Below are 12216 nucleotides of genomic sequence, written 5' to 3' on the forward strand. Positions count from 1 at the left end.
TGCTGTAAGCGTAGTTGTGATAATTTAGTAGTGTAAATGCCATGTTAAAGTGCATTTAATTAAATCAGTAGGTAGTAAGAGTGAAGTTTAGTTTAATAAAGGCCATTAGCACAGTGGTCGTTGTGGGTTTGGCGTCATATGCGTATGATGCAAATAGTGTTGAAAATACAATTGGTAAACATAACCTGATACTGATTGAAGATTACAACTTCACTGGCGGAGACGTTCAAGGTTCTGCTGTTATTGGTGGGGACTTAAACGCCAATGTCGCTGCAGAGTTTGGTAGTAGACTTGAAAATACAGACATCGCAATTGATGCTGTAACAGTTGTTGGCAATGTCGGTGACGTAAATGGCGGCAATGTTCAAATTCGTGTACTAAAAGACAATAACTTTGTTTATGGTGGCCAGATATACAACAATACAACAATTGAATTAAATGATGGCGATGATGCCCAGCTAATACACAATCCGGCTGTTTCTATTGCGGATATTGTTGCCGAATTGCACGCGGATACCGCTTACTATGCTGGATTAACCGCAAATGGTACATACGCTAATGGCCAATTCAATTATTCAGGCACAGAAGATCAGGTTGTCTTCAATGTTGAAGCAAAAGATATCTTTGCACAAAACAGCAATCTTTCGTTGAATGGTACCTCAGGACGTACAGTCATAATTAACGTTGCTACGAATGGTTTAACTGATAATGAAATCGTTTTGGGTGGAGGTATAAATCTTAACAACGGTTTCAATGGAAATGCAGCATTTTCTAGCGTTTTGTGGAATTTCTCTGATGCAACTCGAATTGATTTTGGCTCTTTGAATGTTAAAGGATCTGTTTTAGCCCCTTACGCGCATACTTTCGGTAGTGCAAATGTTGATGGCGCATATGCTGCGTTGTCCTTTACCGGTGCGAGAGAGTTCCATAATTTCACTTTCAATGGGGATGAACCGCCAACGTCAACTGTTAGCGTGCCAGTGCCTCCCATGTTCTGGTTTATCCTAGCGTCTGCTATAGCGCTGGTTTATAGACGCTCCCGCTAAATTATTCCGAATAATTTTATCTTCTAAGAGCATTAGTGCGTAGGTTATTAATACCTGCACTCTAATGCTTTGTTGCATTTGGCAGACTATACTTCTTATGTCGTTAATATCAGCGCCTCTTGCTAAACGACGTATATTCAGGTTGCTATAATTAGGTTTACTTTATTCTCGGAAAAGAACATGTTTATTCAACGCTTTAGTATTGTCATTCTAGTGTGTGTATTTTTACCATATACTTCTTTAGCAAATGACAACAACACGAATTATGAAAAAGCCTTAGTAGCGTTTAATGATGGTAAGTACGATGCAGCTTATGTCCTTGCAAAAAATGCGATACAAGCAGCACCAAAATACTTACCAGCTAAAATACTAATGGGGAAGTTACTGCTGAATAAGAAAGAATTCAGTGCTGCAGAACAAGAGTTCTCTGAGGCAGAGTTTGCTGGCGCTGACCCCAATTTATTTTCAAGAGAGTGGGGGCAAGCATTATTGGCGTCGCGCCAGTTCTCACGTTTGATATCCTTGAAATTTGAATCCTTGTTATCTGAAGGCAATCGGCTTTCCTGGGCATATTTAAAAGCGGAAGCTTGCATAAATATCGAAGATTACCTGTGCGCAAGAGAATTGCTTAACTCAATAAGAAAAAGTGCTTCTCAGCGAATGAATGCACTAAATAGTTTAGCCAGAATCAGTTTGCAAGAGGACGCGTTTAATAATGCTAAAGCATTACTTGATGAAGCCAACAAGTATGAAGCAAATAACCCTGAAACACTTCGACTATTAGGTCAATATCATCGTATTCATGGCGATTTATTCAAGGCGCAGATGTATCTAGAACAAGCATATGATCTTGAGGGGGCGTCGCCAACTATTTCTAGAAATCTAGCGGATATATATATATCGCAAGGAAAACTTGAGCAAGCGCTTAAGCTATCAGAAAAAATTCTTACTGAGTACCCGCAAGACCCTTATGTAAATTTTGCCTTTATTTGGCTAAAAGAACATTTAGGGGCAAGGCCAGTCGATGCAAAAGCCTTCGATGCACTTGAAGCTAGTCTGTCAAAACTTAGCAGCCAGGCAGCAAACCTAGAACCAACATTGGTATATTTGCGTGGTTTGGTAAATTATGTTCAAGGTAACTTTGAGTTGGCGTTACAAGATTTTGACACTTACTTGTCTGGCGATAAAAGTAATGTAGATGCTGCATTTTTATTGTCAAAAACTCATGTGGCACTAAAGGATCCAGCAGCTGCTTTATCTGTTTTTTCACAATATGAAACGTCGGTATTGAGAAACTTCCAACATACACTGTTTCTAGCGAATTTATATCTCGAAAGAAATAAAGTATATAAAGCCAACGCACTATTAGCACAGTTAAAAAATGGCTTTGATGACCATCCGCAAACTGCCTTGCTGGAATTAAAGAGCCTACTTACGAAAGCCGACAAGTCGCTAGCATTTGACGCATTAGACACTATGTTTAGCAAATTTTCAGATGATATCTCGGTGTTGCAAACATATGTATTGACCAATATAGATTTCGCTCGATTTAATGCCGCAGATAAGGGAATTGACGCTCTTTATTCTGTTGACCCTCAAAATGAAATGATACCTAGCTTTAAGATTGCATCGAATATTAAGCAGGGAGCATTTGCTGAAGCTCTCGCGCTCATTAACAAACAAATAGAGCATCAAGGGGATTCATTTGATTTGCTGTTTAATAAGGCAATAGCTTTAAATGGTATGAACGATTACAAGCGAGCGCAATCTATATTAGCGTCAATACTGGCGCGCCGAGGAGAGCATCTATCTGCAAGTTTGGCGTTGGCAAGGTCATATATGGGGTTGAATCAATATGATGACGCAGGCGCATTATACCTTGAATTAGTTAAAAAATATGAAGACGATGATGTCGTTCGGAGTGATTACATCGAGTATCTAATTTCTATTGGTGATTTTGTTCAAGCGCTAAATCAAACAAATCGTTTAACTAGACAGTTTCCAAGTGCTGCAAATTATATTGTGCTAAAAGCTAGATTGCACATCAAATTAAAACAATATGATAAGGCAACGGTTGAGGCTAAAAAGCTTAGCTATTTAGCTAACGCAAACCCACTACTATATAAAGCACAAAGTGGCTTATATAGCGCCACTGCTGAATATGCCTTGGCACTGGAGGCAATGGAAAATTTGCGAGCCTTGTTACCAAATCAGCGTCAAATTGAAGTTGATTACATAAGAGTCCTTTTACAGAATCGAGATTACGAAGATGGGGCTAAGGCTATAGCAAGCTTGCAGAAAGTCTATCCAGAAGACATTGAAGTTGGTTTGTTAAGCGCAGACCTGAGTTTGCTGCAAGATGATACAGCATCAGCAAATGCGCAATATGAAAAACTTTTAGCCATTGACGTTACTAATCAAGTGGTATTGGCAAAAATGTATGCATTGGTCAGCAAAGGGTTTAATGCGAGCGCTTTTCTCGCCAAGTTGGAAATCGCAATCGGCAAAGATAGTAGTTATTTTTACAGAAGCCTTAAAGCACAGTATCACTACTATTATGGGGATAAAAATATTGCGATACGTGAATATGAATATATCTTAACGAATAACTTAATGCCAAATCGAAGCGCGTTGCTTAATCGCTTAGCTGGACTGTATTTGCCAGATGACCTTGTGTCAAGTGAGCAATATATATTGCAGGCATACGCGTTGGATAATGGCAATTCAAAGGTATTGCAAACATTCGGGTGGCTGAGAGCATTGCAAGGAAAATACAAAGAAGCGTTGGGATTTTTGCGAGAAGCAAGTGTTAAAGACAACAATTCAAACACTTTGAAGTATCGTTTAGCGTATACATTAGAAAAGCTAGGTCGTAAAAGTGAAGCAATAAGTATTCTGAATAGAATACTAGATGTTGAAAATGTCAACTTTGAAGACAAGAAAAACGCAATATTACTATTGCAATTACTCGAAAGTAACTGAAGATTAGCCAGTGACAAAAATCAACAGGCTTTAATCTCTAATTATATTAGCTTTGCTATTGACTCAACATCCAATCCCTGTATAATTCGCGCCCACTGTCTAGCAGACTAACCTAATAGTTGTCTTCTCAAGACGTGAGTTAGCGGTAAATTTCTAGGTCAATGAGTGAATGCACTTCTTTAGAATTTACCACGCCAAAATGGCTTTTAATGATTTATAAAAATTAGCAGTCGCCAAGCAAGCTAACATATGAACAGAACTCCAATTAGGAGTTATCGGTTTACGCACATCTTTTCATCCAACTTTCAATAAGAAAGAACAGGATTGAGAAGGTGAATTTTTTTGTTCTTTCGATTGGAGCTTAATCGATGGCTAATCAAAGAATTCGTATTCGTCTAAAAGCGTTTGATCACAAGTTGATCGATCAGTCTACGGCGGAGATCGTTGACACAGCAAAGCGCACTGGTGCACAAGTTAGTGGCCCTATTCCACTTCCTACACGCAAAGAGCGCTACACAGTGTTAATTTCTCCACACGTAAACAAAGACGCACGTGATCAATACGAAATACGTACGCATAAGCGTTTAGTAGATATCATTGAACCAACTGACAAGACAGTTGACGCTTTGATGAGATTGGACTTGGCTGCCGGCGTTGATGTTCAAATCAGCCTAGGCTAACAAGAGAGGGTAATAACAATGTCGATTGGTCTTATCGGTCGTAAAGTAGGCATGACTCGCATCTTCACTGAAGACGGCGTTTCTATCCCTGTGACTGTTATCGAAGCGACCCCAAACCGTGTAACTCAGTTACGTACTGAAGAAGTTGACGGCTACCGCGCATTACAAGTGACCACTGGCACTAAAAAAGCCAACCGTGTGAACAAAGCACAAGCAGGTCACTTTGCTAAAGCTGGCGTTGAAGCTGGTCGTGGTCTTTGGGAATTCCGCCTAAGTGATGGCGAAGGTGCAGAAATAGAAGTTGGCAGTGAAATCACTGTTGAAATCTTAAACGACACCAAAAAAGTAGACGTAGTGGGTACCTCAAAGGGTAAAGGTTTTGCTGGTGCAATCAAACGCTGGAACTTTAGTTCACAGCGCATGACACACGGTAACTCTATTTCTCACCGTGCACCAGGTTCAATTGGTCAAAACCAATCACCAGGTAAAGTATTCAAAGGTAAAAAAATGGCTGGTCAGCTTGGTAACAAACAAGTGACTACTCAATCTTTGGAGCTAGTACGTGTTGATGCAGAAAACAACCTTTTATTAATTAAAGGTACAGTACCTGGCGCAACTGGCAGCGACGTAGTCGTCAAGCCAGCTGTTAAAGCATAACGTTTAGGAGTGAACTGATGGAATTAACATTGAAAGACGCTAACAGCGCTCTTGAAGTATCAGACGCCACTTTTGGACGTGAATTCAACGAAGCGTTAGTACATCAAGTCGTCGTGGCTTATGGTGCTGGTGCTCGTCAAGGTACTAAAGCGCAAAAAACTCGTTCTGAAGTTCGCGGTGGTGGTAAGAAGCCATGGCGTCAAAAAGGTACTGGCCGTGCACGTGCTGGTACAATCCGCAGCCCAATTTGGGTTGGTGGTGGCCGCGCATTCGCTGCAAAGCCTCGTAGCTTCGAACAGAAAGTGAATAAAAAGATGTACCGTGGTGCCATAAAAAGCATCCTTTCTGAGTTGGTACGTCAAGAACGTTTGATTGTTGTTGAGAAGTTCGGTGTTGAAGCACCAAAGACAAAAGAACTTCTTACAAAACTTAACGAACTAGAACTTAACGACGTGTTGATTGTAACAGGTGAATTAGATGAGAACTTGTTCTTATCTGCACGTAACCTATACAAAGTAGATGTTCGTGATGTTCAAGGTATCGACCCAGTAAGCCTTATCGCTTTCGAAAAAGTGCTTATGACGGCAGATGCAGTTAAGCAACTTGAGGAGTCTTTAGCATGAACGAAGAACGTTTATTAAAAGTGCTACTAGCACCTCATGTATCTGAAAAATCAACCTTAGCTGCTGAAAGTGCAAACACGTTTGTATTTAAAGTAGCTAAAGATGCGAACAAGCTTGAAATTAAAGCAGCTGTTGAAAAGTTGTTTGAAGTTGAAGTGAATTCTGTTCGTACAGTTAATTGCAAAGGCAAAGTTAAGCGTCACGGTCAAAGAATGGGTAAGCGTAGCGATTGGAAGAAAGCATACGTTTCACTTAAAGAAGGCCAGGATATCGACTTCGTCGGTGCGGCTGCTGAGTAAGGGGATTAGAGATGGCGTTAATGAAAGCTAAACCTACTTCTGCTGGTCGTCGTCACGTAGTTCAGGTAGTTAACCCTGACCTACATAAAGGTGCTCCACATGCGCCTTTATTAGACAAGATTAGCAAAAGCGGTGGTCGTAACAACAATGGTCGAATCACGGTTCGTCATATCGGTGGTGGTCATAAGCAGCACTATCGTATTATTGATTTTAAACGCAACAAAGACGGTATCCCGGCTAAAGTTGAACGTTTAGAATATGATCCAAACCGTTCTGCAAATATCGCATTAGTGCTTTATGCAGACGGTGAGCGTCGTTATATCTTGGCTCCTAAGGGTGCGCAAGCTGGCGATGCTATCCAATCTGGTTCTGATGCACCTATTAAAGCTGGTAATGCAATGCCTATGCGTAACATGCCAGTGGGTACTACAGTTCATGCTATAGAAATGAAGCCTGGTAAGGGCGCGCAAATTGCACGTTCTGCGGGTGCATATGCACAGATCCTAGCACGTGAAGGCACTTATGTGACACTTCGTTTGCGTTCAGGTGAAGTGCGTAAAGTATTGTCTGATTGCCGTGCAACTATCGGTGAAGTAGGTAATGCTGAGCATATGCTTCGTTCACTAGGTAAGGCTGGTGCAACACGTTGGAGAGGTATCCGTCCAACAGTTCGTGGTGTTGCCATGAACCCGGTTGACCACCCACACGGTGGTGGTGAAGGTCGCACATCAGGTGGCCGTCACCCTGTAACTCCTTGGGGCGTTCCTACTAAAGGTAAGAAAACCCGAAGCAACAAGCGTACTGATAAACTTATCGTACGTCGTCGTAACAAGTAATAGCGAGGATTCACCATGCCACGTTCTCTCAAGAAAGGTCCTTTTATTGACCTGCACTTGCTGAAGAAGGTAGAGGCTGCAGTGGAAAAGGGCGACAAGAAACCAATTAAAACTTGGTCTCGTCGCTCTATGATCATCCCAGATATGATTGGGTTGACCATTGCGGTCCATAACGGTCGCCAACACGTTCCTGTATATGTCAGTGACGAGATGGTTGGTCATAAATTGGGCGAATTTGCGCCTACGCGTACTTACCGTGGCCATGTCGCGGATAAGAAAGCCAAACGTTAATCGGAGATAAAAATGGAAGCTTTAGCTAAACACCGTTTTGCTCGTACGTCGGCTCAAAAAGCACGCTTAGTTGCAGATCAAATTCGAGGGTTGCATGTAGAAAAAGCACTTGAGCTTTTGAGCTACAGCCCGAAGAAAAGCGCTGGTTTAGTCAAGAAAGTTCTTGAGTCTGCCATCGCGAATGCTGAAAACAATGAAGGCGCTGACATCGACGAATTAACCGTCGCGAAAGTCTTTATTGACGAAGGCCCAACTATGAAGCGTATTAAGCCACGTGCCAAAGGCCGTGCTGATCGTATTTTTAAGCGTAGCAGTCACATTACTGTGGTTGTGGCGGATAACTAGGAGTAGATTATGGGACAGAAGGTTCATCCTACCGGTATACGCCTGGGTATCAGCAAACCATGGAATTCCACCTGGTACGCTAATACAGCAGAATATGCCGACAACTTATACAGCGATCATCAAGTACGTCAGTACTTGACGAAAGAACTGAAAAACGCGTCTCTTTCTAAAATCGTTATCGAACGTCCTGCAAAAAGCATTCGTGTGACTATTCACACTGCTCGCCCAGGAGTTGTTATCGGTAAGAAAGGTGAAGACGTAGAAAAACTTCGTAACTATATCACTAAGCTAACAGGTGTACCTGCGCAAGTGAATATTGCTGAAGTTCGTAAGCCTGAACTAGATGCACAACTAGTTGCTGACAGCATTTCAAGTCAGTTAGAGCGTCGTGTTATGTTCCGTCGTGCTATGAAGCGCGCGGTACAGAATGCAATGCGTATTGGTGCACTAGGTATCAAAGTAGAAGTAAGCGGTCGTCTTGGTGGTGCTGAGATTGCGCGTAGCGAATGGTATCGTGAAGGTCGTGTTCCATTACACACTTTCCGTGCTGATATCGACTACGCTACCTCAGAAGCACTGACTACTTACGGTATCATTGGCGTTAAAGTCTGGATCTTTAAAGGTGAAGTACTGGGTGGTTTACCACTTCAGCAAGAGCAACCAGCTCCTGCACCTCAAAAGAAGAAAGGCCGTGGCGCTAAGCGAGAGGGCTAATAATGTTACAACCAAAGCGTACGAAATTTCGTAAACAGCATAAGGGTCGTAACCGTGGTCTTGCAGTTGCCGGTGGCAAGGTAAGTTTCGGTACATTTGGCCTTAAAGCTATTGGTCGTGGTCGTATGACTGCGCGCCAAATCGAAGCGGCACGTCGAGCTATGACTCGTCACGTAAAACGTCAAGGTAAAATCTGGATTCGCGTATTTCCTGACAAGCCAATTACTGAGAAGCCTCTTGAGGTTCGTCAAGGTAAAGGTAAAGGTAACGTTGAATACTGGGTATGCCAAATTCAACCAGGTCGTGTTTTATACGAAATGGAAGGTGTACCAGAAGAATTGGCGCGTGAAGCATTTGCATTAGCAGCTGCTAAATTGCCGTTTAAGACAACCTTTGTAACTCGGACGGTGATGTAATGAATGCTACAGAACTAAGAGAAAAGAGTGTAGAAGAGTTGAATGCAGAGTTAATAAACTTACTTCGTGAGCAGTTTAATTTACGCATGCAACACTCTACTGGTCAACTTGAAAAAACTGACCAACTTAGAACGGTACGTCGTAGCATCGCACGTGTGAAAACACTTTTAACTGAGAAGGCAGGTGCGTAATGTCTGAACAAAAAATCCGTACAGTTCAAGGCCGTGTTTCTAGTAACAAAATGGACAAATCTATTACCGTAGTAATTGAGCGTCGCGTTAAGCACCCAATTTATGGTAAGTTCATTAAACGTTCTACTAAAGTACACGCACACGATGAAGCTAATGTATGTAACATTGGTGACACCGTTACTCTACGTGAGTGTCGCCCAATTTCTAAGAGTAAAACTTGGACATTGGTTGACGTTGTAGTAAAAGCAACAATTATCTAATTGTTCTTTTGTTATACATATTAAAAGGTTGCTTCGGCAACCTTTTTTGTTTTCTAATACAAAAAATCTACCAGCCAAAATCTCAGTAAAAATACATTTTCAATTTGATATCAAATAAAAACATAAATGTGAGAGACACGTGACAATTACGTGAGATTTTCATTCCAAACTGGATTCCGTTAGCAAATATTTAATTTAGATAACAGGAATCAAAGCATGAAATTACATAGACTAGCTGCATTTGCGGCAGTAACTTTAACATCAATATCGGCGGCTCATGCGGTTGAAGTTGAGCTCAGCATTACCAACTTAACACAGGGTAACTACTTCACTCCTCGACTTGTCGTAGCGCATACTGACGCCGCAGATTTATATGAAGTGGGTGAGGAAGCGTCTGTACCTTTAGCGTGGCTAGCAGAAGCGGGTGTAATTGATGATTCTGACAGTGCTGATTCTATCGGTCAAAATTTTGAATCTGTATTAGGCCCAGCTGACACCGACAATGACTCAAACACTTGGCATAAGTTTGGCGGTTTAGTCGCACCAGCAACTACCCTTACTTATACCTTCGATACTATGGACAAGCCGCTGTTATCTCTTGCAACTATGCTTATCCCAACGAATGATGCTTTCGCTGGCTTGGATAGCATTGAAATTCCGACTGTACCTGGCACATATCACTATTACTTAAATGCTTACGATGCCGGTACGGAGTTAAATGATGAATTAAACAGCCTTCGCACAGACATTACCGAAGAAGGTGGTGCAGCGCTTGGCGGTTACGGTGTGCCAGGTGTTGCGGGTGCAGGTGCGCCGCCAGTTATGCCGTCAATGAGTGATGGTGGTACAGGCGTTGCAGTAACTGTTGGTTGGGATGCTGAAGGTAACGCACTAGCCTCTCCGAACGAGGTGATAGATGGCACTGACGGCCCTATTCATATCCACAGAAATACCTTAGGTGATACGTCTGCAACTGACGGTGCTAGTGACCTTAATTCTACTATTCATAGATGGTTAAATCCCGTTGCTAAAGTGACCATTGTAGTGCCAGCATCTTAAGCTAAGGAGAATGGTATGAAAGATTTAACACTTAAAACGTTGGCTGTCGCTGTTGGTATAAGTTTCTTGGCCGCATGTAGCGGTGATGATGGCGAAGCTGGTGCACCAGGTCCGGCTGGTCCTGTTGGACCTGCAGGTGAACAAGGGCCGGCGGGTCCAGAGGGTCCTCAAGGTCCCGCAGGTGAAGATGCGCCAACAGCAGGTTTGGCTACATATAACGTTGTTGTGACAAACTTGACTCACGGTCAACCTTTAGCGCCACTGGCTGTTATCGCACATGAGCCTGGCTATTACGCATTCAAAGCTGGCGAGCCAGCGAGTGTAGGTATAGAAGTATTAGCCGAAGGTGGGAGTCCTGCCGGTGTCATCGATGAATCTAAAGAAGCGATACAATTTTTAGATGCTGCCCCTGGATCAGGCCCAATAATGCCGGGTCAAAAGAGTGAAAACATCACACTTGTTGTACCGGTACTTGACTCAGATAATTTGCAGCTTACGGTTACATCTATGCTAATTGATACAAATGACGCATTTACTGGCGTTACAGGGTATGACATTAGCAACATGGAAATTGGTGAAAGTGTATCATTCACGACAATTACATGGGATGCAGGTACAGAAGCAAACACAGAAACGGCAGATACAATGCCGGGTCCTGCGGCCACAGCAGCGGGTGGTGGTGGCGCGCCAGCAGGATTTAGCGAAGTGCGCGACGACATCATTGATGCAGTAAGAGTTCACGCAGGCGTGGTGACGGCCGAAAACGCCGACGACCCGAGTAAAGAAGGATTATCAAGCTCAGTGCTAGATCAAAGCGACAGATTTGACAATCCAACAGCGAAAGTTGTGGTAACACGTAGTAGGTAAACCTGTAGTTTTGTAGTTGGTTTACTTGTGTAAAAGGAGGTGTTTAATGACACCTCCTTTTTTTAATTGCTAAACGTCAAATCTTCAGAGGGTATATCTAGGTACAAAGTAGCTAGTTTGCCGTTGCGTTGCACTTCAAATTTAATGGAGTCCAAGTGGTGAACTTGCTCGGATAGCGCTTTAATATTAGCTTGCTCGTTTACATTTATATTGTTGATTCTTTTAATCACATCTCCCTCTTGCAACCCGGCTTGCGTAAATAGCTTATAGCTTTTACCCGGTGATGCATGAAAGTCTTCCATTGGTGTTTGTAGCGGCGTCAAATCGATTATATGTTCTAGTAGTTTTGGGCGGGTACCAATTTGCTCTGATGTCATTTGAGAGAAGGGTATTTTATCTTTCTCGTTTTTCGTAGATAACAGGTTTGCATCATATAAGGGTAATTCAAATACTGTATTGTTAAAAACCAAGGATACAACGGTATCTGAAAGTTGCGTAAATTTAATGGGTTGGTGGAATACAAAATCACCTAATTGATAGGTAATTACCTCGCTCTTCGATTCCAACAATGCGATATTCTTATTTACATCAGTACCGAGCACGAGAATATCAATTGGTAAGATAATTCTGTCCTTTAATAGTGTGCCATCATTTTTTGTCGTAGCGACTTGTTCAGCGATTTTATTCCCCTCGTCAGTGAATATACTCGTCCCTATCGTGTCATTTTTATGATTTAACTTATGCGTATTTTCCGGTATATCGACGGCTTTTTCTGGCGAGGCTTTCAATGAATACATTACGTATCCAAGCGTCGTCGTTACTACAATTATCATTAAGGCCGTAGACCAAGAAACTTTGATTTTGGGCGCCTCTCTTTGTCAACTGTCATTGCTGCGCAAGTTAACTTGACTAAACATATTTGTCGCTACTTGTGTATCGGTACGTACTAT

Annotated in this window: 16 protein-coding genes; 15 read left to right on the forward strand and 1 reads right to left on the reverse strand. The window is 42.2% G+C overall.

From position 1 onward, the window contains the following. Positions 1–80 precede the first annotated feature (80 nt). The 15 genes from QQK00_RS15995 (at position 81) to QQK00_RS16065 (ending at position 11266) form a co-directional block, all read left to right on the forward strand. Entirely contained in the window at positions 81–1046 is a 966-nt protein-coding gene (locus QQK00_RS15995; protein ID WP_284218680.1) for a choice-of-anchor A family protein, read from the forward strand. A 180-nt stretch (positions 1047–1226) separates the two neighbouring features. Next, positions 1227–4028, forward strand: a complete 2802-nt coding sequence (locus QQK00_RS16000; protein WP_284218681.1) for a tetratricopeptide repeat protein — start codon at positions 1227–1229, stop codon at positions 4026–4028. A gap of 368 nt (positions 4029–4396) precedes the next feature. Next, positions 4397–4708: a 30S ribosomal protein S10 gene (rpsJ, locus tag QQK00_RS16005; protein ID WP_232360004.1), complete on the forward strand. Its 312-nt coding sequence runs from the start codon at positions 4397–4399 to the stop codon at positions 4706–4708. Positions 4709–4726: 18 nt separating this feature from the next. Beyond that, positions 4727–5365, forward strand: coding sequence for a 50S ribosomal protein L3 (gene rplC / locus QQK00_RS16010; RefSeq protein WP_284218682.1), 639 nt, complete (start codon positions 4727–4729; stop codon positions 5363–5365). Between the two features lie 17 nt (positions 5366–5382). Then, positions 5383–5988 (forward strand): 50S ribosomal protein L4, encoded by a 606-nt coding sequence (gene rplD / locus QQK00_RS16015; protein WP_284218683.1) that lies wholly within the window; start codon positions 5383–5385, stop codon positions 5986–5988. Continuing rightward, positions 5985–6287, forward strand: coding sequence for a 50S ribosomal protein L23 (rplW, locus tag QQK00_RS16020; protein ID WP_284218684.1), 303 nt, complete (start codon positions 5985–5987; stop codon positions 6285–6287). The genes rplD and rplW overlap by 4 nt, the downstream gene beginning before the upstream one ends. An 11-nt stretch (positions 6288–6298) precedes the next feature. Then, the gene (gene rplB, locus QQK00_RS16025; RefSeq protein WP_284218685.1) at positions 6299–7123 is read left to right on the forward strand and encodes a 50S ribosomal protein L2; all 825 of its coding nucleotides are present in this window, start codon (positions 6299–6301) and stop codon (positions 7121–7123) included. 15 nt (positions 7124–7138) lie between these two features. Next, a complete protein-coding gene (rpsS, locus tag QQK00_RS16030) occupies positions 7139–7414 on the forward strand; it encodes a 30S ribosomal protein S19 (RefSeq protein WP_284218686.1) in 276 nt (91 codons plus the stop codon). Positions 7415–7426: 12 nt separating this feature from the next. Beyond that, positions 7427–7759, forward strand: coding sequence for a 50S ribosomal protein L22 (gene rplV / locus QQK00_RS16035; RefSeq protein WP_284218687.1), 333 nt, complete (start codon positions 7427–7429; stop codon positions 7757–7759). Between the two features lie 9 nt (positions 7760–7768). Next, positions 7769–8473, forward strand: a complete 705-nt coding sequence (rpsC, locus tag QQK00_RS16040; RefSeq protein ID WP_284218688.1) for a 30S ribosomal protein S3 — start codon at positions 7769–7771, stop codon at positions 8471–8473. Between the two features lie 2 nt (positions 8474–8475). Next, complete coding sequence (gene rplP, locus QQK00_RS16045; RefSeq protein ID WP_284218689.1) at positions 8476–8889, forward strand: 50S ribosomal protein L16; 414 nt, start codon at positions 8476–8478, stop codon at positions 8887–8889. Beyond that, complete coding sequence (rpmC, locus tag QQK00_RS16050) at positions 8889–9080, forward strand: 50S ribosomal protein L29 (RefSeq protein WP_284218690.1); 192 nt, start codon at positions 8889–8891, stop codon at positions 9078–9080. Before rplP ends, rpmC begins: the two co-directional genes overlap by 1 nt. Then, positions 9080–9340 carry a 30S ribosomal protein S17 gene (rpsQ, locus tag QQK00_RS16055; RefSeq protein WP_284218691.1) on the forward strand — a complete coding sequence of 87 codons (261 nt, stop codon included), beginning with the start codon at positions 9080–9082 and terminating at the stop codon, positions 9338–9340. Before rpmC ends, rpsQ begins: the two co-directional genes overlap by 1 nt. Before the next feature lie 216 nt (positions 9341–9556). Next, positions 9557–10399, forward strand: coding sequence for a spondin domain-containing protein (locus tag QQK00_RS16060; protein ID WP_284218692.1), 843 nt, complete (start codon positions 9557–9559; stop codon positions 10397–10399). A gap of 15 nt (positions 10400–10414) precedes the next feature. Then, positions 10415–11266: a spondin domain-containing protein gene (locus QQK00_RS16065; RefSeq protein ID WP_284218693.1), complete on the forward strand. Its 852-nt coding sequence runs from the start codon at positions 10415–10417 to the stop codon at positions 11264–11266. A gap of 62 nt (positions 11267–11328) precedes the next feature. On the opposite strand, the gene QQK00_RS16070 is transcribed toward QQK00_RS16065, so the two are convergent. Further along, complete coding sequence (locus tag QQK00_RS16070; RefSeq protein ID WP_284218694.1) at positions 11329–12099, reverse strand: hypothetical protein; 771 nt, start codon at positions 12097–12099, stop codon at positions 11329–11331. Between the last annotated feature and the right edge of the window lie 117 nt (positions 12100–12216).

The organism is Agaribacter marinus, from assembly GCF_030160655.1.
Lineage (GTDB): Bacteria > Pseudomonadota > Gammaproteobacteria > Enterobacterales > Alteromonadaceae > Glaciecola > Glaciecola marina.